The organism is Alteromonas oceanisediminis, from assembly GCF_018474025.1.
In the GTDB taxonomy this organism is placed as follows: domain Bacteria; phylum Pseudomonadota; class Gammaproteobacteria; order Enterobacterales; family Alteromonadaceae; genus Alteromonas_E; species Alteromonas_E oceanisediminis.
Genome location: NZ_JAHCTA010000006.1, coordinates 274,813 through 298,774, shown reverse-complemented (window position 1 = coordinate 298,774; position 23,962 = coordinate 274,813). Strand labels below are relative to the sequence as shown.

At 49.1% G+C, this 23,962-nt stretch carries 23 protein-coding genes; 13 read left to right on the top strand and 10 right to left on the bottom strand.

The window, feature by feature from the left end:
• Positions 1–49: 49 nt before the first annotated feature.
• Positions 50–655 carry a PilZ domain-containing protein gene (locus KIU71_RS12630; RefSeq protein WP_214131638.1) on the bottom strand — a complete coding sequence of 202 codons (606 nt, stop codon included), beginning with the start codon at positions 653–655 and terminating at the stop codon, positions 50–52.
• A gap of 97 nt (positions 656–752) precedes the next feature.
• Here KIU71_RS12630 and KIU71_RS12625 point away from each other — a divergent pair, with 97 nt between their 5' ends.
• The gene (locus tag KIU71_RS12625) at positions 753–1,946 is read left to right on the top strand and encodes a lipoprotein-releasing ABC transporter permease subunit (RefSeq protein ID WP_214131637.1); all 1,194 of its coding nucleotides are present in this window, start codon (positions 753–755) and stop codon (positions 1,944–1,946) included.
• An 88-nt stretch (positions 1,947–2,034) separates the two neighbouring features.
• Positions 2,035–2,595 (top strand): phosphoribosyltransferase, encoded by a 561-nt coding sequence (locus tag KIU71_RS12620; RefSeq protein ID WP_214131636.1) that lies wholly within the window; start codon positions 2,035–2,037, stop codon positions 2,593–2,595.
• Between the two features lie 17 nt (positions 2,596–2,612).
• Here KIU71_RS12620 and KIU71_RS12615 read toward each other — a convergent pair whose 3' ends face one another.
• Both KIU71_RS12615 and xthA read right to left on the bottom strand, forming a co-directional pair.
• The gene (locus KIU71_RS12615; RefSeq protein ID WP_214131635.1) at positions 2,613–3,257 is read right to left on the bottom strand and encodes an energy-coupling factor ABC transporter permease; all 645 of its coding nucleotides are present in this window, start codon (positions 3,255–3,257) and stop codon (positions 2,613–2,615) included.
• Positions 3,258–3,260: 3 nt separating this feature from the next.
• Positions 3,261–4,067, bottom strand: a complete 807-nt coding sequence (gene xthA, locus KIU71_RS12610; RefSeq protein WP_214131634.1) for an exodeoxyribonuclease III — start codon at positions 4,065–4,067, stop codon at positions 3,261–3,263.
• 172 nt (positions 4,068–4,239) lie between these two features.
• On the opposite strand from xthA, the gene KIU71_RS12605 reads away from it, so the two are divergent.
• Both KIU71_RS12605 and KIU71_RS12600 read left to right on the top strand, forming a co-directional pair.
• Positions 4,240–4,653, top strand: coding sequence for a DUF2750 domain-containing protein (locus KIU71_RS12605; protein ID WP_214131633.1), 414 nt, complete (start codon positions 4,240–4,242; stop codon positions 4,651–4,653).
• Positions 4,653–6,296, top strand: coding sequence for an aminotransferase class V-fold PLP-dependent enzyme (locus KIU71_RS12600; RefSeq protein ID WP_214131632.1), 1,644 nt, complete (start codon positions 4,653–4,655; stop codon positions 6,294–6,296). Before KIU71_RS12605 ends, KIU71_RS12600 begins: the two co-directional genes overlap by 1 nt.
• Before the next feature lie 4 nt (positions 6,297–6,300).
• Here KIU71_RS12600 and KIU71_RS12595 read toward each other — a convergent pair whose 3' ends face one another.
• Positions 6,301–7,539 carry a glycosyltransferase gene (locus KIU71_RS12595; protein ID WP_214131631.1) on the bottom strand — a complete coding sequence of 413 codons (1,239 nt, stop codon included), beginning with the start codon at positions 7,537–7,539 and terminating at the stop codon, positions 6,301–6,303.
• A gap of 94 nt (positions 7,540–7,633) precedes the next feature.
• Between KIU71_RS12595 and KIU71_RS12590 the strand changes: the two genes are divergently transcribed.
• Together KIU71_RS12590 and KIU71_RS12585 are read left to right on the top strand one after the other, a co-directional pair.
• On the top strand, positions 7,634–8,686 hold the full coding sequence (locus tag KIU71_RS12590) for a 2-dehydropantoate 2-reductase (RefSeq protein WP_214131630.1): 1,053 nt from the start codon (positions 7,634–7,636) through the stop codon (positions 8,684–8,686).
• 25 nt (positions 8,687–8,711) lie between these two features.
• The gene (locus tag KIU71_RS12585; protein ID WP_214131629.1) at positions 8,712–9,557 is read left to right on the top strand and encodes an HDOD domain-containing protein; all 846 of its coding nucleotides are present in this window, start codon (positions 8,712–8,714) and stop codon (positions 9,555–9,557) included.
• Positions 9,558–9,575: 18 nt separating this feature from the next.
• On the opposite strand, the gene KIU71_RS12580 is transcribed toward KIU71_RS12585, so the two are convergent.
• Positions 9,576–10,391, bottom strand: a complete 816-nt coding sequence (locus KIU71_RS12580; RefSeq protein ID WP_214131628.1) for an acyl-CoA thioesterase — start codon at positions 10,389–10,391, stop codon at positions 9,576–9,578.
• 159 nt (positions 10,392–10,550) lie between these two features.
• Here KIU71_RS12580 and KIU71_RS12575 point away from each other — a divergent pair, with 159 nt between their 5' ends.
• Positions 10,551–11,882, top strand: coding sequence for a spinster family MFS transporter (locus KIU71_RS12575; protein WP_214131627.1), 1,332 nt, complete (start codon positions 10,551–10,553; stop codon positions 11,880–11,882).
• Here KIU71_RS12575 and KIU71_RS12570 read toward each other — a convergent pair.
• The gene (locus KIU71_RS12570) at positions 11,879–13,024 is read right to left on the bottom strand and encodes an alkane 1-monooxygenase (protein WP_214131626.1); all 1,146 of its coding nucleotides are present in this window, start codon (positions 13,022–13,024) and stop codon (positions 11,879–11,881) included. The two genes, KIU71_RS12575 and KIU71_RS12570, sit on opposite strands and share 4 nt — an antisense overlap.
• Before the next feature lie 156 nt (positions 13,025–13,180).
• On the opposite strand from KIU71_RS12570, the gene KIU71_RS12565 reads away from it, so the two are divergent.
• Both KIU71_RS12565 and KIU71_RS12560 read left to right on the top strand, forming a co-directional pair.
• Positions 13,181–14,251, top strand: coding sequence for an AraC family transcriptional regulator (locus KIU71_RS12565; RefSeq protein ID WP_214131625.1), 1,071 nt, complete (start codon positions 13,181–13,183; stop codon positions 14,249–14,251).
• A gap of 4 nt (positions 14,252–14,255) precedes the next feature.
• Positions 14,256–15,062: an alpha/beta fold hydrolase gene (locus tag KIU71_RS12560; RefSeq protein ID WP_214131624.1), complete on the top strand. Its 807-nt coding sequence runs from the start codon at positions 14,256–14,258 to the stop codon at positions 15,060–15,062.
• On the opposite strand, the gene glgC is transcribed toward KIU71_RS12560, so the two are convergent.
• The gene (gene glgC / locus KIU71_RS12555; protein ID WP_214131623.1) at positions 15,059–16,321 is read right to left on the bottom strand and encodes a glucose-1-phosphate adenylyltransferase; all 1,263 of its coding nucleotides are present in this window, start codon (positions 16,319–16,321) and stop codon (positions 15,059–15,061) included. The two genes, KIU71_RS12560 and glgC, sit on opposite strands and share 4 nt — an antisense overlap.
• A 130-nt stretch (positions 16,322–16,451) precedes the next feature.
• On the opposite strand from glgC, the gene KIU71_RS12550 reads away from it, so the two are divergent.
• The 4 genes from KIU71_RS12550 (at position 16,452) to KIU71_RS12535 (ending at position 20,246) form a co-directional block, all read left to right on the top strand.
• Positions 16,452–17,408, top strand: a complete 957-nt coding sequence (locus KIU71_RS12550) for a nucleoside hydrolase (protein WP_214131622.1) — start codon at positions 16,452–16,454, stop codon at positions 17,406–17,408.
• Positions 17,409–17,488: 80 nt separating this feature from the next.
• A complete protein-coding gene (locus KIU71_RS12545) occupies positions 17,489–18,025 on the top strand; it encodes an SRPBCC family protein (protein ID WP_214131621.1) in 537 nt (178 codons plus the stop codon).
• A 12-nt stretch (positions 18,026–18,037) separates the two neighbouring features.
• Positions 18,038–18,991, top strand: a complete 954-nt coding sequence (locus KIU71_RS12540; RefSeq protein WP_214131620.1) for a fatty acid desaturase family protein — start codon at positions 18,038–18,040, stop codon at positions 18,989–18,991.
• 37 nt (positions 18,992–19,028) lie between these two features.
• Positions 19,029–20,246 (top strand): MFS transporter, encoded by a 1,218-nt coding sequence (locus KIU71_RS12535; protein ID WP_214131619.1) that lies wholly within the window; start codon positions 19,029–19,031, stop codon positions 20,244–20,246.
• Between the two features lie 6 nt (positions 20,247–20,252).
• Here the strand turns inward: KIU71_RS12535 and KIU71_RS12530 are convergent, their stop codons facing one another.
• The 3 genes from KIU71_RS12530 to KIU71_RS12520 are packed head-to-tail and all read right to left on the bottom strand — an operon-like array spanning position 20,253 to position 23,954.
• Complete coding sequence (locus tag KIU71_RS12530; protein WP_214131618.1) at positions 20,253–21,170, bottom strand: hydroxymethylglutaryl-CoA lyase; 918 nt, start codon at positions 21,168–21,170, stop codon at positions 20,253–20,255.
• Positions 21,163–23,160 carry an acetyl/propionyl/methylcrotonyl-CoA carboxylase subunit alpha gene (locus tag KIU71_RS12525; RefSeq protein ID WP_214131617.1) on the bottom strand — a complete coding sequence of 666 codons (1,998 nt, stop codon included), beginning with the start codon at positions 23,158–23,160 and terminating at the stop codon, positions 21,163–21,165. The genes KIU71_RS12530 and KIU71_RS12525 overlap by 8 nt, the downstream gene beginning before the upstream one ends.
• Positions 23,157–23,954 carry an enoyl-CoA hydratase/isomerase family protein gene (locus KIU71_RS12520; protein WP_214131616.1) on the bottom strand — a complete coding sequence of 266 codons (798 nt, stop codon included), beginning with the start codon at positions 23,952–23,954 and terminating at the stop codon, positions 23,157–23,159. Before KIU71_RS12520 ends, KIU71_RS12525 begins: the two co-directional genes overlap by 4 nt.
• Positions 23,955–23,962 lie beyond the last annotated feature (8 nt).

Below are 23,962 nucleotides of genomic sequence, written 5' to 3'. Positions count from 1 at the left end.
TGATTTCTAGGTTTGACTCATTGTTCGTTTGACGAAACAAAAGGCATGGTTACTGTACTCTATTACTTTCAGATCGTTTTCGTAGTTGCTGTGCTTGCAGGTGTAAGCTGGCGCGAACCAGTAACTCCTGATCAGATTCGCGTATGCGACTGAAAATAAACGCGATCTGATAACCGTCTTCGATAGTCTCGCAGCTGATCACTTCTGCATAGCAAAATACCGCTGCCGCTTCTTCGCTCAGGAAAATTTTCAATTCAACACTGGTGCCAGCATCAAGGGGGTGGTCGCTGTGTACTTCGATACCGCCGCCGCCAAAACGAACACTTTTATAGCGCATGGATTCGTCATCTTGCTGATGCAAAATGTACGACATCATGATGTCGATTTTACGCGCTTGGGCATTGAGAAATTCTGCCAGTTCCGCTGCATGTGAACTCAAATTTCGTAGCGGTCGTATTGCCTGAGCTTCAACACTGGCAAGCTCACCGGCAATTTTGAAGGCGTAAGGCATGTGTTCTTCAAGTTGGTCGACAGCGGGAATTTCTGCTTTATCAATGGTGCGAAAATTCACGTTCAATTGATGCTTGATCAAAAAAAACTCAGTAAATTGCTGCTGTTTTTCGTCGTTGCTCAATGCATCAAATGGTGTCGTCATTGGGTAATAACCTTGTGTCGAGATAAAGATATTCGTATCATCGCAACGCATTGTCGCATTAACGGTAACTTTCGCAACAACTAACCGCCGAGAATCTATGTTTCAGCCTCTTTTCGCGTCTATCGGATTGCGTTATACGCGAGCCTCACAGAGCAGTAGTTTTGTGTCATTCATCAATTTTTTCTCTGTCGCCGGTATTACGTTGGGGATCATGGCACTGATTGTTGTGCTGTCTGTGATGAATGGTTTTGAAGGGCAATTAAAGCAGCGGGTACTGGGGATTGTGCCGCACATCACGGTTTCAGCACCGATCGCAGAAACCCGCCGCGTGGATCATCCCGCCATCGTGACACGCAGTGCTTACTTGCAGGCCGAAGGGGTTTTGCAAACACCGCAGGCATTACACGGTGTGATGATGCAAGGGGTTGTGCCTGAAGATATGACGCAATTCTCGATCGTTGCTGCGAAGATGGTTGCAGGCCGGTTTAGTGATCTCACTGAAGGCAGTTATCGCATCATAATCGGCCAGGCCCTAGCGACTACGCTGAATCTACGACCCGGCGATCGCGTTAGGTTACTGGTCGCGGGAGCAACGCTTTACACCCCTATGGGGCGCGTGCCTAGCCAACGAGTTGCCGAAGTCGCAGGGATTTACGCGGTCGGATCTGCGCTGGATGACAAAGCGATATATTTGCATGTTAACGACTTACAGCGACTGATGCGCCAACGCGCTGAGCAGCAACATACTCGCGTCTTTCTCACCGATCCTTTTGATTACCAGCAAGTGGCCGACACATTTGAACAACAAGAATTTAGCTTCACCACTTGGCGCAGTCAGCAAGGGCCGTTATTTGATGCCGTAAAAATGGAAAAAAACATGATGTTTTTACTGTTAGTGCTGGTGATAGCCGTGGCGGCATTCAATATCGTGTCGGCGTTGGTGATGGTCGTCAATGAAAAGCAAAGTGACATTGCTATTTTAAAAACGCTCGGTATGCGCAAACGCAGTGTCATGGCGATATTTTTGTTTAACGGCGTGTTTAATGGATTTAAAGGCGCCATCTTGGGCACGTTATTGGGGCTAGTTGTGGTCTGGCAATTAAATCCGTTATTGCATGCGGTCGGCATTAACATGGGCTATTCCGATTCTGGCGGTTTGCCCATCGAGCTAGAGCTTTATCAGGTTGTTGCTGTTGCCGTGTTTGCCATGCTGTTGTGCTTTCTCGCGACTCTGTACCCAGCCTATCGGGCATTATCTACTCAGCCAGCTCGCGCCTTACAATACGAGTAAACACGCCACTCGAATGGCAATTTGCATGCAATTCTCTGCCGTTTTCACTATACTGCGGCGTTCTTAGACACAATCGGAATGTTGCATAATGCAAAAAACCTTCATTACGGCGCAGTCTTTACTGGAAGATTCTTTTCGACTCGCTTCGATGGTCTTTGACGATGGTTTTCGTCCTGACTTTATCATTGGTATTTGGCGGGGCGGCGCACCTATTGGGATTGCGGTTCAGGAATTCTTTGAATTCAAAAATACGCCGACCGATCATATCGCTGTGCGCACGTCGTCATACTATGGTATCGACCAGCAATCAAAAGAGATCCGCGTACACGGCCTGCATTACCTGATTGAGAATGCTAATGCGGATGATCGGATCCTAATCGTCGATGACGTGTTCGATTCTGGGCGAAGTGTTGATGCGCTGATCAAACAAATCAAGACCTTAATGCGTCTCAATATGCCAACAGATATGCGCATTGCGTGCCCTTGGTACAAACCGAAAAATAATAAAACTAACCTAACGCCGCACTACTATGTGAACGAAAGCGAAGAATGGCTGGTTTTTCCGCATGAGTTAGCAGGACTTACAGAAGCCGAAATTCGCGAGGGCAAACAAGAGCTCTCGGGTGTGATGGATGTGCTATTTAAATAACCCAAACCTCGACGGCGTTACTTGCCGTCGATATAAAATTTGTCGTGAAAAGTGTATACCCAATCTGGCTTGTAGATGATCAGCAGTGTCATTGTCATGCCGTTTAGCATTCCCTCAGGAAACAACATTAGGGGTATCAACACGATAAAATTGTCTTTTACGGTTAGCCAATCATAGGTGCCTTCGAGTACGTAATAGCCTCCCAGTAATGCCATTTTGGTTGCGATAACCAGCGCCCCCGGGAAGAACGCACACACAAAAATGTACACGAATAGATTTCGTGGCAGGCGATGAAATGACACACTAAAGAAAAGGTGCGTAAGAAGCAGCGGAACAGTAACGCCCAGCAACCCATTGACGCCGAGCATCTCCCAGCGCTCATAACCCAATGCCGTTACTGCCACCAACGCCGCCGTGGCGACCAGCATTGACCAGCGCAGTCCGAGCAACAGAGCCAGTGCGCTGAGCCACAGAAAATGCACGTACAGTCCCTCATAGATCCCAGCCCTGAAAATCCATAAAATGAACAGGCTGGCAGTAGCACCAAACACCAAGTGTTGCTGCTTTTTTGAAGAACACAGGTGCGACCAATCAATGTGTTTTACAACCATGGTCAACAGCAGCACCATCCCAAGTGCCGCTAGGATTTGCAACAATGTCATGCGCTATGCCTTAAACTCTGCCCAGATCGGCGCATGGTCCGAGGGCTTTTCGATACCTCTCAATTCGTAGTCGATGCCACTGTCAATCAGCTTTTCGGTCAACGGCGCTGTGGTGAGGATAAGATCAATACGCAGCCCTCGGTTATCATCAAAACCCTTTGAACGATAGTCAAACCAACTGTATTGGTCGGTCACATGCTCGTTCAGGCTCCGAAACGAATCGGTGAAACCCCAATCGATGATGGTGTTTAGCCACTCTCGTTCCTCGGGCAGAAAGCTGCATTTGCCACTGCTTAACCAGCGCTTGGCATTTACTTCGCCGATACCGATATCGGCGTCGGTGTGCGAGATATTGACGTCACCCATCAATGCGATGGGTTGGTCTTTGCGACACTGATTTTTGAGATGTTCGTTCAAATCGGCATAAAACTGGCGTTTGGCTGGAAATTTCGTCTCATGGTTGCGGTTTTCACCTTGAGGGAAATACCCATTCATGACGGTAACGGTCGTGCCATCAATATCGTAGTCGGCCATGATCATCCGTCGCTGCGCATCAGCTTCATCGCTTAAAAAACCATACTGCACAGAAACAGGGGCCTGCTTAGATAACAGGGCGACACCGTAATGACCTTTTTGACCGTGGTAAACAACATGATACCCCATGGCTTCAACGTCTTTGAGCGGAAACTGCGGGTTATCGACTTTGATTTCCTGTAATCCAATAACATCAGGATCATGCTTATCGACCAGGGCTTGCAGTTGGTGTAACCGAGCACGAATACCGTTAATGTTGAACGAAACTAATTTCATATTATTCTCACATCCTATTCTGTGCCTGATGATAGCAAGTTTCCGCGATATCGAGAACTAATGCGAAACAATTGCCCGGGGCAGAAAAGCGAGCAATAGCCAAGAATTAAACCACCCACTAAGGTTTTTACGTATAATGACGCTAAGCCATTGAATTAAAGCACTGCGTAACATGAAAATAGATGGAATACTGCAAACAGATACGACACTGAATAGCGATGAATTCGTGCGAGTCGTCAAGTTGTCTCCGGAAGAACGATTTGATTATTTTCTTCAAAGCCTTAGCCAAACACCGCATTTTTGGGGGTTGTACGGTGAAAATGGTTGGGTGATGGTCGAAAGTGACGGTGATTTGTGTTTACCCATTTGGCCCAACGACGCCTTCGTGGTGTCCTGGGAACGAGAGGATTTTCCGAAATGCGAGCCAAAACAGATCCTGCTCAACGATTTTTTAGCATTTTGGGCAGCCGGTTTAGTTAAAAACAATACATTGGTTTTGCTATTTCCTTGTGGAGAGGAAGAGGAAGGAATAGTGATGGCTGCGGATGAGTTTGCTGCCTGCATTACTGAGTCATCAAACCCCTAATGACTCCGCACTTTAGGCATTTATTTCCCTATTTCGCTGATCAGAGGCGCGGCGTTTATGCCGACAGTGCAGCCACAAGCCACAAGCTAAACGCGGTTGTTTCGGCCACTCAACAGTTTTTACAGAATGAATATGCGACCGTGCATCGCGGCAACTATTCAACAGCGTCGGCAGCGACATCACGATTTGAGCAAGTGCGCCGAGATATTAGTGAGTTTATTAACGCGCCTTCTGCTCACACCATTGTCTTTACCAAAGGTGCTACCGAGTCACTTAATCTCATCGAGGCCGGATTGCAGGCCGCGTGTTTACAAGGCGACGAAATTCTGATTTGCGGCAGTGAACATCATGCCAATTTTGTGCCTTGGCAGCGCTTAGCGTTAAGGCTGGGCTTAACGTTGTCGGTTTTTCACCTGCGTGCTGATGGTTCATTGGATCAGACTGGGTTTATCGAAGCGATAACCCAGCGCACGGCGCTTGTGGCCATTGCGCATGTCTCGAACGCGCTGGGCAACCTGTACGCCGTTGAAAAGGTATGTCGGCGCGCAGCACAGATGCAAGCCGTTTCTGTGATTGACGGCACGCAGGCAATCTCTCACCTAAGCGTTGATGTACAGGCGATGGGGTGTGATTTTTACGTGTTTAGTGGTCACAAAATGTATGCATCCACCGGAACGGGAGTTCTATACGGCAAAGCAGAGAAGTTAGCGCAGCTACGCCCGTATCAGTTGGGTGGCGAAATGGTGAGTAAGGTCGATGATTATTCCGCTGAGTATCAACCCGTACCGTATCGCTTTGAGGCGGGTACACCCAATGTGGTCGGCGTCATAGGCTTGGGTCAGGCCGTTGCTTTTTTACGAGACAATATTGCCGCGATTGCCGCGCACGAGAATGCATTGGCTCGCCACTTACGCCGATCGCTTCTTGAGCTACCCGATGTGCAGCTTTATGGTGATTGCCGAGTGGCAGACCCAACCGTGCCTATCGCCAGCTTTACAATCCACAATGTGCATGCCAATGACGTTGCGTTATCGCTTAATCAGCAAGATATTGCCGTGCGTCAAGGCCATCACTGCGCGATGCCGCTTATGCAGCAATTGGGTGTTTCTGGCACCGTAAGAATTTCGCTGGCAGCTTACAACACCGAAGACGATATAGACGCCATTGTGACCGCCTTGCGCAAAGCGATTGTGCAATTACGTGCTGGCGAGAGTGCACACCTGATTGCAAAGCACGCGGCTGACACACCACAAAGCCTCGGCGACAAAATCACGAGGCAAAAAAGCTGGGATGGTGTTCTTAGGGAAGTGATATTGGCCGGCAAGTCACTTAACGTACTCTCTGCGGAGCATCGCAATGACAGCACTCTGGTGTCAGGTTGTGAAGCCGACGTCTGGCTGGCACGGTCGTCGTTGACAGAAGGCGAAGCGCCGGTATGGCAAGCCTATTCTGGGTCAAAAATTGTGCGAGGTCTGTTGGCGGTGGTGCTCGAAAAAGCGAATTATTCATCAATCGAGCGCCACAGCCCCGCCGACTTTCATCAGTACCTTGTCGATATTGGATTGTCACGCTATTTGAGCGAGTCGCGCCGAAATGGCCTCAATGCCGTTATTGCTCAGATTTGCGCTGACGATCCTCGCTAGCGGGTCAATCAGGCGCATTCTTAGCCGCTATCCATTGTGTCATATAACGCGTCGAAGCGAGTGAATGGTGGCGCAACATGGCGCCAAGAAAATTGTTTTCGCGATGATAGGGTAGCGAAGCCATTAACGCAGTGAGCCGGTTAATCAAGGAGCGCTGGTCATCCTCAGTGTGGTTTTGGCTGTGCAAAAGGGATTGGCAGCGCGCTTGAGCGATTCCCCAAACGCTCTGATCCTGGTAAAGCTCAACGGCGGCATCAATGATCTGCTGCTCTTGATCGGCGCAGATACCTGGCCAATTTTCTGGTGTGGTAATACCCTCGCAACCGATCGAGGTGGTTACGCTGGGCGTTAATGTCTGAATAGCATCCAAAAATTTACCCTTCACACCGGCGCCGAATCGCAATGGCGCAAGACAGACTCTGGCATTACTGAGCACAGCATGGGCGCTATCAGCCCAGCCTTGAACAAAGAAGCGCCGCTTCGGTGAATGTAATTGCATCGCTTTTGCCGGTGGGTATGCGCCATAAACGTGTAATTGTGCATCGGGTAAGCGTTGGCTTATTTGCGGCCATAGTGACTGCGCTAACCACAAGACGGCATTCCAGTTTGGCTCGTGGCGAAAATTACCAATAAACACGAAATGCTGGCGTTCAGAAAACCCGCTCAATGCTTCATCCTTCTGCGACGTGATGGCACTGCGCAGTGGCCAGTGATACAGCAGGTCTGTGCTGACGTCACATCGCTGTTGTAAAAACTGTATCTCATGCGCTGATAACAGCAGGGTGAGATCACTGCGCAAAATAGCTGCAATCTCGCGATAAAATAAATCGGTGTGGATTGATAAATCAGGAGATTCCGCATGGGTTACGGCCCGGTTACTCAGTTTCTGACGGGCATCACGTAAGGCGTGAAGATCTTCAATATTCAGCACCCGCAGGGCATTAGGGCAACTGTCGACCACTCTGCTGGAAAACTGCTCTTCAACCGTAAACCGGTCAAATACGACGATATCCGGTGCGAGTGACGTCAAGAGCGTATTAGTGGAATCGCAGTTCAACTCGATGCGCTGCGATGTGACTCCCAGAGCGGTTAAATCGATCGCGTACTCAGAGTAGCGTGCGGCACACAAAAATGACACTTGCCACCCGTGCGTTACAAATGTTGTAAGCAGGTTGACCATATTCTGACCGGCTGCAGACGAATTGGGTTCTGGCCAGACATAGCCAATGACGACAACATGCATAAATAGGGCGGTGTAACCTGTCGAAAACGTTGGAATTCGTCGTATGATATAGGTTAATTTACAATGACTACAGCCATTTGGTAACTAAATACACATGACTCAGCACGTGGTTTTCGGATCAGGCTTGATTGGTAGCTTTCTTGGCGGTGTACTGTCTTTGTGCGCAAAACACGCTGATCGTGTGACCTTAGTCGGGCGACAAACAGCAGTGCAGACGTTGTCGAAAGGTATTTGCCTGACTGATTATCATGGCAATACGGTGTCAGCCAATTCGCTCAATGCTGTTGACACTCAAGCAGATATCGAAACCTGTGTGAGTGCGGCTGAGTTTATCTGGCTAACGGTTAAATGTACGGCTGTACGTTCGGCGATTGAACAGCTTAAACCGATGCTAGCACCGCAGGCTGTCATCATTTGCTGCCAAAATGGCATTGGCGTGGCGGAGTTAGTCAAACAGGATTTGCCTCGCCATCAGGTTTTGTCACTGATGGTGCCTTTTAATGTGGTCCAGAAAACTGACGGGCATTACCACCGGGGCTCAGAGGGAACATTGGCAATAGAGCGGTCGGAGCACGACGAGGTGCTAACACGGTGTTTGAGCGGTGCTGCTAACACCGGGATGGCTGATGCTATCTTGCCGTTTGCGTTTCATCAGGATATGAGGGCAGTGCAATGGGCCAAATTACAACTTAATTTAGGCAACAGTGTAAATGCGCTGGCGAATATTCCGGTGAAGGCTATGCTTGAACAAAGAGGCTTTCGTTTGGTTATCGCGGCGATGATGAAAGAATTATTGGCCGTGGTTGAACGAAACAATATTGTGTTGCCCAAGTTGACGTCGGTGCCGGCTCACCGAGTGCCAACATTGCTCAAGTTACCTGATTTCCTGTTTCGACGCATTGCCAGTAAAATGCTGGCAATCGACCCAACAGTTCGAACGTCCATGTGGTGGGATTTGCAGCAGCAACGCACAACTGAAATTGATTTTTTGAACGGCGCTGTGGTAGCGGCAGCGCGTGAAGTGGGCGTTGATACGCCCGTTACTGCTGCTGTGATCGATTTGATAAAACAATGTGAAAGCAAGTCTGTCGCGGTGCGTGAACCGATGGAAGCAAATGCGCTTTGTCGGCGGGTGGGAGTTCGTTGATTTTGGTTTGTGTGAGTAGCAAAAGATGAATGTAGTCGAGTACGCCAGAGAAGCCGCCGAGGTTTTCGTATTGCCTGATACGGTGACCACGTTAAAGTCGGTTATTGATGATGATCAGACAACGGTTGATGATATTGCAACATTGATCGCGTTTGACCCAACACTCAGCGCACAGTTGCTGAAGCTCGCTAACAGTGCGTTATACAAATTTCCAAACCGTATTGATACGATTTCAAAAGCTATCCAAATCATTGGTACCAAGGCACTGTACGATCTTGCCGTGTCTTATGGAGTGGCTAAAACCTTTGCGTTGGTGCCTGCCAATGTGATTGATTTGGATAAATTCTGGGAGCAAAGCCTAAGTTGTGCTTTGTTAGCTAAGCACCTCGCTGAAGTAAAGCGTGTTCGTGAACCAGAACGTTTGTTTGTTGCGGGTTTACTGCACAACATTGGTGAACTGGCGATGGTACAAACTCACCCTGAAATGGCAGCCCAGTGTACTTCAATCACCAGCAGTACTACGCCAAGAGTGATGCAGCAAAGTTTATGTGGTTTCACATTTGCACAGTTATCGGCTGAAATTATGACCGCATGGAATTTGCCGGATAGTCTGATTGACCTTGTGACCGGCGTGCATCACAAACTTTTTCCTGCCGATTCTGTGGATCTGCAAATTATTCAACTCGCGTATGTGCTATCGCTCGACAACATTAACCAAGATGTTTACGACAGTTACGCTAACCTGCAACCCTTCTTGCATGAGAGCTTATCGCTTAAACGAGAAGATATGGAAACCGCATTAGACACCACCAATTTGCAGTGCATTAACGTAATATCCTTGTTCAACCCAAGTGCCTTTTTAGTGTACTAATGCTTGCCCTAAAGCGTGCTAATCAAAAATCGCGACGGTTTGACGACTGATTGCGACTAAACTGCCAGAAGCATCCCAGATGTTCGCTTCTGTATGACCATAACCATCTGCTGCGTGCCGTGTATGCGCTTGATAGGCAAACCAGTCGGTTGGTTCAACGGGCTTGTGAGGATGGATAAATTCAATATTCCAACTGACAGTGCTGGCAGGTGCAGGCCATTTCAACATTTGCAGCAGGGTAGGTGGCCATGCATCAATAAGGGTAATCAAATGCACATCTGTTATCGATTCCGGCGGTTGCTTGAACCGCATCCAGCCATGATAGTGGGCGTCTTTGCTATTCAGAAAGGGGACACCACCGGCTTGGATGGACAAATCAAAATTACGTAGAAATCTCGGCGTGATCTTTGGGATCTGCGGAATGAATTTGGCTTTGGTGGGTTGCGGCATTCCGTGCGTGTCTGTATTTTCAACCTTGACGGCAGATGTTCTGGCCACACCAAAGCAGACTTGAGCGATCAAGCTCACGTTATCCTGCTGAACAATTTGAACGGAAAGTTGCGACACATTTTTGCCACTGCGCAATCGAACCGCTTTGATTTGAAAAGGAACATCGTACATTAATGGCCCAACGAAATTCACCGTCAATGAACGCAACACCCGATCATCATCAACCAGCGGTTTACACACCACGTAGGCTAGCCCCGCAGAGAGACCACCAAACAGCGTGCGCCCTTGGGCCCATTGGTCAGACACGCTAAGCTCCGCGACATTCTGATTTTCACTGAGTACCTGTGTGCGGACAACCGTATTAATGAGTTCGTCAATGTTCATGCTTTCTCTTACTGGTCAGATGTGTTGCCGCTATCTTCGACGATTCGCCGCCGCAGCGCAAACAGTTTTGCTTATGATCACAAATCATTAACAATAAGTTGTTCTTCGTTAACAAGGTTCCGTAGACTAGTTGTACATGGAAAAATTATAAGTCGTTCAATGAGCCAATCTGAGACGAGATCAACTCCCTCCTCAGACGCATCAACCGGTGTGTCAAATGGGTATCGGAATTATGTGCTGTTTATCTTAACGCTGGTGTATGCCTTTAACTTTATTGATAGGCAAATCATCGGGATTTTAAGTCCTTTCATCAAGGCAGATTTGGGTCTTGATGATGCACAACTGGGGTATCTTAAAGGGATTTACTTCGCCTTGCTGTATACCCTTGTTGGGATACCGGTGGCGTGGCTGGCCGACAAATACAGCCGTGTGAATATTATTGCGGTATCTTTGACTCTGTGGAGTGGTTTCACTGCGGTGTCAGGCTTAGCGACTAATTATCTTCAGTTGGCACTAGCGCGCATCGGTGTAGGCATTGGAGAAGCAGGCGGTAGCCCTCCTTCTCACAGTATTATTTCTGATCTTTTTCCAAAGGAAAAACGCGCGGGTGCACTCGCCATTTACTCCTTGGGTATCCCGTTTGGGATCATGGCGGCCTTTTTCGCCTCAGCCTTCTTTTTACAAGGTGGCAGTGCAGATTGGCGTATTGTGATGATCAGTGTAGGTTTGCCAGGCATCGCGCTGGCGATCATTATGAAATTGACCATCAAGGAACCTGTGCGCGTTCATAGCGTGTTAGCAGCGGCTCAGCAAGCAGCTCAACCGAGTATGCTGCATTCAGTCAAGGTGCTGTTGCGTATACCCTCTTGGTGGGGAATGTGTTTAGGCATTTCATTTGCGTCGTTCGGCAATTATGCGATATCGACGTGGATCATTGATTTTTATGTTCGCGTCCACCCAGATTATCCGATCCAAGACCTTCTTATCGCATTTGGTGTGATCAACGGCACAGCCTACGCATTGGGTGTTTGGCTGGGTGGCGTGCTGGCCGATAAGTGGGGGCGAAGCGATCGTAGGGCTTATGCGCTATTACCGGCAATCGCTTTGTTTATTGGAGTACCGGCTTTTTATTTTACATTGCAAGCGGAAAGTGTGATGTGGTCGTTAGCGTTGATTACTTTGTTTTTGTTCACTAGCGGTTCTTATCTGGGGCCGTCGTTTGCGATGGCGCAAACCTTAGCGCCAAGCAATGTTAGAGCGATGTCGACGGCGTTGTTCTTTTTTGTACTCAACATTATTGCTCTGGGAGGCGGCCCAACGCTGGTCGGCATCCTTAGCCAGTCGCTGGTCCCTGAGCTGGGCGAGACACAAGCGCTAAAAGTTGCTCTTGAGTATCTGGTCGTGATGTATGTGTTGTCGATTGGTATGTTTGTATGGACATCAACGCGGCTGAAGAAAGACTGGGAAGATGCGAGTGCAAGGGGTAGCTAATCCCTTGCACTAAGTTGCTGTGCCAGCAGTTGACGTTCCTGTTCATTGGCATAACGTACATCCCAATCGTTTAATTTGGGCTGCATGATTTTACGCCACAATGGCGGAATTAATGTCAGTAACAGTGTCGCCATATAACCATTTACCATGGTGGGCGCTTCAGGCATTGGCTGCAATCGGTCGAATGGCACTGCGCCCTGAGCATGATGATGTGAATGACGACACAGGTTAAACATGGTCCATGAGCTGACCCGTCGGTTGGTATTCCACGAATGCCGTGGTTGAACACGTTGTTTCGGGTCGCGCACAATACCGTAATGTTCCATATAGTTAACAATCTCCAGCACGGCCTTAGCAACCAGGCCTGCACCTGAAACAAACAGCACCGCATAGCCGCCCGCGATTAGATACACTGCTGCAAGCCAGCACACCGACATCGCATAACCACGCAAACAGCGATTAGACCAACTCATCGGCCGCTTTTTCTGGCGTGCAAGGCGTTTCTTCTCTATGTTCCATGCACTGATATTGCCATACCAGGTTGACAACACGATGTGGCTGTACACGTTTCTACCGCGCGGAGCCGTGGCAGGATCTTCTGCTGTCGCGACGTAACGATGATGGCCAAACACGTGTTCAATCGAAAAATTCGCATCAAAACTGAGCGCCAATATCCATCGTCCGATAGTGACGTGTACTCGGCTACCTACACGGTGAACCAGCTCATGGGCACTGATCGTGCCGACACCGCCGACCATTAATCCACAAAATAGCATGGCAAATATCACTTCATGAAAATCAGTGGCCTCACGACCGGTCATTACAGCAATGTCCAGTAAGTTCGCGCCTGACAAAACCCCATCAGAGAGTACCGACTCACCAATGGGTGTAACGAGCCAGGCACCACTGAGCATCACGAGTATTGACATTGGTAGTGCCAGCCAGAGCGCCGCTGTGAGTAAACGCGGATAGCGGTAATCCGGTGTCGAAATGTCATCGCCAAATAGTGCGTCACCGAGCACAAAGAAACTCATAAAGGTAAGATACCCAATGATCACCCAGTGATCACCGGCTAAAATAGCTAGCATACCCAGCAGTGCAAATAGGTAATAGCTAAAGAACTTAATGTGGTGGAACAACATAATACACCTCGACAGATAGTTTTATCCGCTAGGCTATCGAGTTGCGCTATTGTGCACAGTGCAATTCATGACAGGGTGGGGTCATTTACTGCCAGTGGCTGTTAATGACCCCTTTGTTGAGGCATGGTAGCCCAAGGTACTTTGTAAAGAATTAACATGAGCCACTTTCAACCGACTCTGAATAACACGCGCGTGACGCTCAACTACTTGAATCATGTGGCGGATATTTTGCGCAGTCACCACATTTCGGTCGAACACTGGTTGCAGGCCGAGGGGCTAACCGAGGCTTCATTATTGGACGCCCAATGTATGGTCTCGTTTGATACCTATTGCACATTAATCACACGCGCGATTTCGTTGTCTAAATTGCCCCACCTTGGTTTGATCGTCGGCGCGCAATTGTCGATTAACCATCATGGCGCTCTGGGTTTTGCGCTACTTAACTGTGGCAGTATCCGTGAAATGTTAAGTTTTTTTCATCGCTATTTAGTCACGCGCACACCATTGTTTGAATTGCGGGTAGAGCGAGGGAAGACAAGTACACGTGTGATACTGGACAGCAATGTGACTTCGCTTGAGATACTGCGTCCTCTCACGGAAGTGTTGGTGGCGACGCTCATTTCCACCCTGCAAACGGCCGGTGGTCGGGTAGTGAATTCCGCGCGCAAATCGTTGGCCGATAGATCAGTCATCAGCGGCGTACAGTTCAATTACCCGCAACCTGACTATGTGGAAAAATACCGCCAACTGTTCAATTGCCGCCTTCAATTCTCACGCATGACAACCGTGATTATGTTAGCGAATGAGGCGGTTGATGAGCAATTACGGGCAGTGGACCAACACAGTTTGCTGCAGGCCCGTCAGTTTTGTGAACAGGAATTAGCCAGCGTCTCAATTCATGCAACATGGCGAAGCAGAGTATTGATGGAAATCATTCGTCAACCAGATACGTACCCTGATATCAGCCAGATTGCCGCATCATTAAATTTAAGTTCGCGAACCTTACACCGTTATCTACGCGCGGAAGGAACTCAATTTAAGCACATCGTGGATGAAACGCTGTGTGCATTAGCGCAACAATATTTGCGAGAACATGGTGAGACTATCAAGTCGGTCGCCTATCGGTTAGGCTATTCCGATGTCGCCAATTTCCGCCGCGCATTCAAGCGCTGGATGGGCGTTAGTCCTCAGCAGTTTGTTCAGCAACAACCGCCACCGAAAAGGTAAACGAATGGTACAAAAAGGTATCCTGCACTTTGCGCACGCTAATGGCTTTCCAGCCGGTAGTTATCGCAAATTCTTCAATGCGCTGCCAAGCGGATACACAGTGCATGCTCACCACAAGTTTTGTCATTCCGAACGGTTTCCAGTATCAGATAATTGGCACAGCCAGGCGCGTGAACTCATTGACTACCTGTCGCAGGTAGCACCTAATGACAAGGTGGTTGCGGTAGGGCATTCGTTTGGGGCGGTGATTTCCTATATTGCCGCCTGTCTTGAGCCTGCCCGGTTTAGCGGATTGGTGATGTTAGATCCTCCTCTCGTGAGTGGTTTCAGTCGTTATCTGGTCGCATTGGCGAAACGCGGTAGGCTGATGAATAAGATTACGCCCGCAGATTTAGCGGAGATACGCAGACGAAAGTGGCCGAAGGGCACTGATCTGGTGGCGTATTTTGCCAATAAGGGACTTTTTAAAGACATGGACAGAGACTGCATTAACGATTACGTGAATGCGGTTATCGATGAACATGAACACGGCTATGAGCTAAACTTTGACCCTGATATTGAGGCAAGGGTATTTCGTACCGTGCCGCACAACTTGCATCAATACTCAGGGAAGTTGAAATGCCCAGCAACCCTTATAACAGGGTCTCATACGCAAGTGTGTTTACCCTTACTGCGAAAAGCCTTTATCAAGGATAATCATTTAACGCACATGACAGCGTCAGGCGGGCACATGTTTCCACTGGAAAACCCAAAAGAAAGCGCTGATGCAGTGGTCACTGCAATCAACGCAATGTCAGGTTCAGGGGGTTAGAAACCGACCGGTTGCCCTAACATTCCGCGAGTGACAAGCACTACGCCCTTCTCCGACACCCTAAATCCTCGCGCGCGATCTTCATCATGGTTATAGCCAATAACTGTGCCCTCTGGTAATACACAACCGCGGTCGAGTATCGCCTTTTTGACCTTGCAGTGCCGTTTGATCTCCACATCAGGTAAAATTACCGTTTCTTCAATTTGACTGTACGAATGCACTCGCACATTGGAAAAACACAGGCTACGGCGCAGTGTGGCGCCTGAAACAATGCAACCGCCAGACACTACAGAATTAATCGCCTCGCCACGCCGGTCTTGTTCTTCCCATACGAATTTGGCGGGTGGCAATTGTTCTTGATAGGTCCAGATTGGCCAGCGACGGTCGTACAGATTCAGCGCAGGAACCGGTGAAACCAATTCCATGTTTGCCTCCCAAAACGAGTCTAGCGTACCGACGTCTCGCCAATAGTTAGCACCGGCATCACCCTCTGCGAACGGGTAGGCATAAACGGGATGGTCGGCGATAATTGAGGGAATAATGTCTTTCCCAAAATCACGCTGGCTACCGGAGTTTTCAGAATCACGTTTTAGTTCTTTAAATAAAAATTCTGTATTGAAGACATAGTTTCCCATCGAGGCCAAACAGCGACTGGGATCATCGGGCAGTGGAGTGGGGTGTGCTGGTTTCTCTTCAAAACCCAATATGCGCATATTCTCGTCCACAGAAAGTACCCCAAATGCATTCGCGGCTTCCTCAACCGGCACGGACATGCAGCTAACCGTCATTTTTGCGCCACTTTCTTCATGAGCTGCGAGCATTGCGCCATAATCCATTCGGTAAATATGGTCGCCTGACAGGATCATCACGTATTTCGGTAATTCATCTCGAATAATATCGATGTTTTGAAACACAGCATCGGCTGTGCCTTCATACCAGCTTTCAGAAAAACGCTGAGAGGCGGGCAAAATCTCAATTGATTCGCCCAGTTCCTTTTTAAAATGCCCCCAACCACGCACAAGATGACGGATCAAGGAGTGAGACTTATACTGGGTGACCACACCCACTTTGCGGATACCGGAATTAATACAGTTCGACAGAGGGAAATCAATGATGCGAAACTTGCCACCAAAATACAGTGCCGGCTTAGCACGCCAGTCAGTCAGTTCGTGTAGCCTGGAGCCTCTGCCTCCGGCTAATATAAGCGCATAGGTTTCCTTTGTTAGGTTACTGATATAGCGTGTTTTCGTGTCTGACATTAGGCGGCTCTCGGTAACAGTCATATAACAACCATACTACACAGCTTGTGATCAAAGGCTAGGGTCTATTGCTCGTTGCTGCAAAATTGAACAGCCGAGATCAATAGACCCTTGCGATAAGGATTGAAAAATGAACAAAATAGCGGTGCTTTTCGATCACGATGGTGGCATCGATGATTTAATTTCTTTGATGTTGCTGCTGCAAATGCCACATGTGGAATTAAAGGCAATTTGTATCACGCCGGCAGACTGCTACGCGAGCGATGCGCTCATCAGTACGCAAAAGCTATTAACATTGACTGGCAATACGCAAGTGCCTGTTTCGATAGGCGATAAGCGCGGCGTAAATGCGTTTCCTGCTGAGTGGCGGGCGCAACCAAAAATCTGCAACTACTTACCCACAATGCTGCGCACAGATGTCAGTGATATGCCGCCCGTTGAGCCGGATGCGCTGGCCATGATGTCGCGTGTTATTGAGCAAACGCCCAACTTACATATTCTGGCTACCGGGCCGTGTAGTCATGTTATTGGGGCGTTGCAACAGTGTCGCTCAGTAGAGAATATCGCTCGGGTTGTGTGGATGGGCGGTGCCATTGAAACGAGAGGCAATGTGGTTACTTATAACCATGATGGCAGCGCTGAATGGAATGCATTTTGGGATCCCGCCGCGACGCAAAAGTTGCTCGCTGCTGACATTCCCTTGCTTTTAGTTCCCTTGGATGCCACCAACCAATTGCCCATCGGACGCGATTTTTTGTACACACTCGCGTTGAACAGCGATCAAGGGTTGTGTGATTTGGCAGGGCAGTTTTGGGCGATGACGACCAATAACTTACCTAGCTACGAATTTACCTACTATATGTGGGATGTGCTCGCGACGTTGATGCTGGATGATCAGCTTGATGGCGTTGAAATCGCGACGCTACCGTTAGCCGTATCGGTAGCTGAGCCCAGTGCCGGGCGCATCTACCCAGTCGGTGAGTCGGATCGTCAGAGTGTGCCGTATCGGGTTGTTGAGGTGGTCAAACGCGTTGACGCTGACAGCGTTTTGAGCCGGGTTATCAGTCTGCTAAGTAGAGCGCCGTAAGATAATCCGATTGGCTGTGTTAATAAGTTGTTATAAACTATTCCATACGAATTATGCGTGCATGCGAAGGAGATGAGAGAATGGCTGTGCTCAAGAAACTGGTTATTGGTATCGCACTGATATTTATGGCGTTTATTGTGGTGGGTCTGTTGTTACCGTCCTCCTTCGAGGTGAAACGAACTGTGGTGATTGAAGCAGAACCCAGTACCGTGTACGAAAATATCGTCGATTTGCAGGAATGGCAAAGTTGGGGAGTGTGGTTCAAGCGCGATCCTAACATGGTGGTGACATATGCCGGGCCAGATCGCGCGGTGGGAATGCGTTCAGCGTGGAAAAGCGAGACCGAAGGGAATGGTGAAATGGAAATTACCGCATTGGAACATAATCGCAACGTAACCTATGCGCTTCGGTTTCCTGATATGGACATGGCGTCGCAGGGAGAATTGACGTTAGAGCCTATTGATGCTGGGACACGCGTCACATGGCGAGATTACGGTGATGTCGGCAGTAACATTGTATATCGCTATTTCGCGCTATTTATGGATAGCCTGATTGGCCCCGATTTTGAAGATGGGCTCGCCAACCTGAAAACGGTGAGTGAAAATAAAATTACCTAATGGAGTTAAACAATGCAGTCTTACCAGCAACAGTTGCGTCATTTAACACTTAGACCCTTTATGCAACGCTCAGATGCAAAGGCGCTGAGTATGCTGTTGGTAAACTATGCGTTGATTGTGTTGGCGTTAAGTATTCCTGTCCTGATTGAGCAATGGTGGGCGCTGCTGGTTGCTGTAGTGTTACTGGGTAACCGCCAGTTGGGTCTTGGAATACTGATGCACGATTGTGCGCACAACGCGTTGTTTAAAACAAAGTCGTACAATACATTGGCCGGCGAGTGGTTGTGTGCGGCTCCTCTATTGGCCCAGTTTGAAGGCTACCGTACGTACCACCTCAAGCATCATGCAAAGGCAGGTACTACACACGATCCCGATTATCCCAACTATGCGCCTTATCCGGTTCAGCAGCGCAGTGTTTTGCGCAAATTTTTCCGCGATATCGTCGGGATAACGGGCCTGAAAAATATCGGAATTTTGTTGATGATGCACGCAGGTGTTGTGAATTACGACATGGCCTACAAGTCGGTTAACGCAAAACGTGGGCTGTCGTTGACCGAAGTAATTCGAAACCTTGCGGTTAATCTGTACCGCGCCGTTATGGTACACGCACTGTTTGTCAGCATCCTCCTCGTGCTCGGGCAGACGTGGCTCTATGGGGTGTGGTGGGCTGCGTATTTGACGACGTTCTCACTCTTTTCACGTATCCGAAATGCCGCTGAACATGCCGCTGTTCCCAATTTGCTCGATGCTGACCCTCGCCTACATGCGCGGACGGTAACTGCCAGTTGGTTAGCGCGTTTAACCGTTGCGCCTAATCATGTGAACTATCATATTGAGCATCACTGGCTGCCGCAGGTGCCGCCCTACAACCTTCCAGCATTACATCGGTACCTGATCGAGCACAATGCACTTGAGGGAGCCGAAATACTGCCAGATTACTGGGCGGTGATCCGAAAGTTAGCCTAATCCTTATTGATAGCAGGTGTTTATCACAGGATATTGAATGAGTCAGGCAGTGATGAGATTATTGGCGGCGCTGACCGCCAATAAAGGTGCTGACGTATTAGTATCGCCCAAAACAATCCTACCCAGCTTAGTGCTAGGTATAGGCCTGGCACCCTGGGTAGTCGCTTGGCTTGTCCCTATACGTGAAGCTTTCGCGCTGATCCCTCAGGGGTTTTTAAGTGTCTATTTACGTCGCCACCCTAATCGTTACAAAACCTGGCGATTGGGCATGCTGCTGCAAATTGCGGCAATGAGCGCTATTCTGATGACCTCATTCCTGACCTACCAAGATTTGATAGGCCGTAGTCAGGTTGATAAGGCGTTGATTGGTTTCGTGATTTTGGCGTTTCTACTGGTTTTTAGTGTGGGCCGTTCCTGTTGCTCGCTGACCTTCAAAGATATTCAGGCTGATACCGTGTCGAAGGGCCATCGAGGCGACTTAATTGGCCGAGCGAGTATGTTGTCAGGTTTGATCACGTTGATCATCGCTGCGCCAATTGTGTGGTTTCAACAAGCTCAAACCACCACCGCCGTCATGCTTATTGTGCTGACTGCAATCAGCTTCTTCACTGTCACCTTGCTGCTAATGTGGCCCGTGAAAACCGTCGTTGCCAATGAACAGAGCACTCAGTCGACCGATTATCATGCACACTGGTGGCAAAACATTATTCCCGATTTAGACAACGAAGCCTGGGTATTTATCGCCGTACGCAGCGTGTTTGTGCACAGTGCTTTGGTTGCCCCGTATTTTATGCTTACCAGCCAGTTTGAGGCGAAGCAGTTAATGGCATACTATCTCGCCGCCGAAGCATTGGCTGCATTGTTAAGTGCCAAGATTTGGGGGCGCTTAGCTGATCGCAGCGCGCGCTCAACGCTGAGATTGGCTGGTATTATGGCAATCATCGCCTGTGTCGGCCTTATGTGGCTAGTGCCTGATTCTCTCTGGCTATCGGCGTTACTGTTTTTTCTTTTATCTGTGGCGCACACTGGGGTCAGGACTGCACGCAAAACGTACACACTGGATATCAAGACGGGTCAAGAGAGAACCGAACTGGTTGGCAGTGCCAACTCACTCATTGGTGTGGTGCTGATACTGTTAGGCAGCCTATATGCTGTCATGCAAACTCAGATAGGCGAGAATGTGGTGTGGGTAATGACCGCCATGCTGGCGGTCGGTGTGGTCAGTACGTTTCTGCTCGCGCCAGAAAAAGAGTAACACGCCCTACGCTGGTGTAATTGCGTTAGCGACCTTGGATTGATTCGGCTTTCCTAACGCGGCGCTAATGCGCATACCTGCTGCGGCCACCTTATCCAGTTCAATGCCTGTGGTAATTCCCATCCCGTGTAACATGTACAGCACGTCTTCAGTCGCGACGTTGCCGCTGGCCCCTTTGGCATAAGGGCAGCCACCCAGACCGGCTGTTGCAGCATCGATGGTGGAGATACCGTGTTCTAGCGCAACTAACAGGTTTGCCAGTGCCTGACCATAAGTGTCATGAAAGTGCACTGCGACGGCGTCGCGTGGCACCTGTGCCAAAACAGCGTTCAGCATGTTTGCTGTTTTACGTGGCGTACCCACGCCAATGGTGTCGCCAAGCGAGATCTCATAACAGCCCATCTCGTAGAGTTGCTTACTCACCTGAGCAACCTTAGTACTGCTTATATCGCCCTCGTAAGGGCAGCCGAGTACGCACGAAACATAACCCCTGACACGAATGTTGTGTTTTACCGCCAGCTTCATCACGTCGTCAAAGCGCTTAAGGCTCTCTTCAATAGTGCAATTGATATTGCGTTGTGAGAATGCTTCTGAGGCAGCGCCAAAAATAGCAACTTCATCAACTCCTGCCGCCATGGCAGATTCGAAGCCCTTCACGTTTGGCGTAAGTGCAGAATAAGTCACTCCGGGTTGGCGCGAAATACTGGCAAACACGTCAGCACTGTCAGCCATTTGCGGAACCCATTTGGGTGACACAAAACTTCCACCTTCAATACGGGTCACACCCGCATCGGCAAGATCATGGATCAGACGAACTTTATCTTCCAATGCGATCACAGAAGATTCGTTTTGCAAACCATCGCGTGGGCCAACTTCGAATAGGCTGACGTGAGCGGGTAGGTCAGTGCTGGGAAAATCATTCATCGGCATTAAAATCCAGTAACGCAGCGCCACCATCAACTAATTGCCCTTCGCTGAAATAAAACTCAGCCACGGAGCCTGCCGCAGGTGCCTTAATGGTATGCTCCATCTTCATCGCCTCCATAATCACCAATGGAGTCCCTTTTTCCACCGTTGTGTTGGTTTCAACGAGTAGTGAAACGATAGTGCCATTCATGGGAGCGGTAAGACCACCGGCACTATCCTGTTCGGTATCAATTCCCAGATCAGGCAGCACTTGTGTAAATTGGAGAGAACTTTTTTCACCAAACAAATGGTAGTGATTATCAACATTGGCGACGGTCAAACGTTGCCGGTGCCCGTCAATTGTTGCATCAAGTTGCCCGTCGTTGAGCTCGCCACTGCAAAAGTACGTCTGGTCGTTGACGGTAATTTTCCATGTGTCTAAGCGGTGTTTCGGCGCATACTGGGCGATAATATCCAGCTCATCCTCCCCCTGCATAGACAGTGTGATGTGCTGAGTGTGTCGTTCATTTGCGCGCCAGCCGTCAAAGATGAGTGCGGGAGATCGCCATCCTGAGCGAGTATGTGCATTGTGCTGTTTCAACAACACTGAGAGCGCCGCAAACGGAACTAATTCGTCATTGTCCGATAGGCTGGTCGAGAATAATTTATCGTAATGTTGCTCAATGAAGCGTGTGGTAAAATCAGCAGCTTTAAAGGCAGGGAAGGTCGCGATGTTATACAAAAACTCAATATTGGTGACCACGCCATGAATATGATAATCGCGTAGCGCAATCCCCAAACGTTCCAGCGCTTTGTCACGATCTTCATCCCACACAATCAGCTTGGCAATCATTGGATCGTAGAATACGGAGACGCTGTCACCTTCCACGACACCCGTATCCACTCGAACGTAGCGATTTTCTTCGGGAGGGCGTAGGGTGGATAATGTGCCCGTTGCAGGCAGAAATTCGTTATTGGGATCTTCAGCATAAATGCGAGCTTCAAAAGCGTGCCCGTGGATCTTGAGTTCATCCTGCGCTAAAGGCAGCGGCTCACCGCTGGCAACCCGAAGTTGCCATTCGACCAGATCTTGCCCAGTGATCATTTCAGTCACAGGGTGCTCTACCTGCAAGCGCGTATTCATCTCCATGAAGTAGAAAGCCCCATCATGATCCAGCAAAAACTCAACCGTGCCTGCGCCCACGTATTGTATTGCTTTGGCAGCTTTTAGCGCTGCTTCGCCCATTTCCTGACGTAACGAAGCACTCATACCGGGAGCCGGGGCTTCCTCAATCACTTTTTGGTGGCGTCGTTGCACCGAACAGTCACGTTCAAATAGATACACCCCATTTCCATGCTCGTCGCAAAATACCTGAATTTCAACGTGACGCGGCTGGGTGAGGTACTTCTCAACCAGCATGATGTCGTCGTTAAAGCTGGCCATTGCTTCGCGTTTGGCCGCACCTAATGCCTGATTAAATTCGCTCTCTGAATGCACCTGACGCATGCCTTTCCCGCCACCGCCTGCCGCCGCTTTGAGCAGCACGGGAAAACCAATCTCTCGCGCAGATTTTAGTAGCAGTTGTTCAGACTGGTCATCACCGTGATAACCTGGAACGAGTGGTACGTTGGCCTTTTCCATAATCGTTTTCGCGGCTGACTTTGAACCCATTGCTTCAATGGCCCCGACGGGAGGCCCGACAAAAATGAGCTCATTGCTGGCGCAGCGCGACGCAAAATCTGCGTTCTCCGATAAAAAACCGTATCCAGGGTGAATCGCCTGCGCGCCGGTTTGTTTAGCGACGTCAATAATCTTGTCGGCACGCAAATAGCTGTCTTTAGATGCAGAACCGCCTATGTGTACCGCTTCATCCGCTAATTGCACGTGTAAAGCCTGCGCATCGGCGTCGGAATAAACCGCCACAGTAGCAATGCCCAACCGTTTGGCGGTTTTGATGATCCGACAGGTAATTTCGCCACGATTGGCAACAAGCAGTTTAGTGATCATGAGGAAACTCCTGTCCAGTCTGGGCTACGTTTATCTAAAAATGCACCTAAACCTTCTTGCCCTTCTGCCGAGACACGCACTTGCGCAATAATATCGCTTGTGTGTTTAAGCAATGCGTCGTCAATCGGCTTATCGTGAATGTGTTCAACTAACTGTTTGGATAGGCGTACCGCTTGAGGGCCATTTTTTAGAACGTGAACAAGGATGTCGTCAATGGTGCTATCGAGGCTATCTTCGCTGACCGCTTCGCTGATCAGTCCCAAGCGTCGCGCACGGCGTGATGAAAAGGCCTCTGCCGTCATAAAGTAACGTTTAGCAACACGAGCGCCCATGGCAGCAATGACATAAGGAGAAATGGTTGCAGGCACTAAACCAATTTTGACTTCGCTTAAACAAAATTTGCTCATTTTATTAGCCACTGCGATATCGCAGCATGCGATCAAGCCAATTGCACCACCAAATGCTGCACCTTGCACGCGTGCGATGGTCAGCACGTTAATGTCGTATAACGCTTTGAACATGGTGGCGAGTTGTTGCGCATCTTGTTGGTTTTGCTCGTAGCTGAAGGATGCCATTTCACGCATCCAGTGAATGTCGGCACCCGCACAAAAACTTTTTCCAGTAGAGGCTAAAACAACGGCGCGTACAGTAGGGTTTAAATTTGCTTGTTGAAACGCGTAGGTTAACTCTGCAATCATTTCGCTGTTAAATGCATTGTGTTTTTCTGCGCGATCCAGCGTGATCGTCATGACGCCACGAGCGTCGGTTTCTATTCCAATGTTGTGTAGTTGCATAATCAATC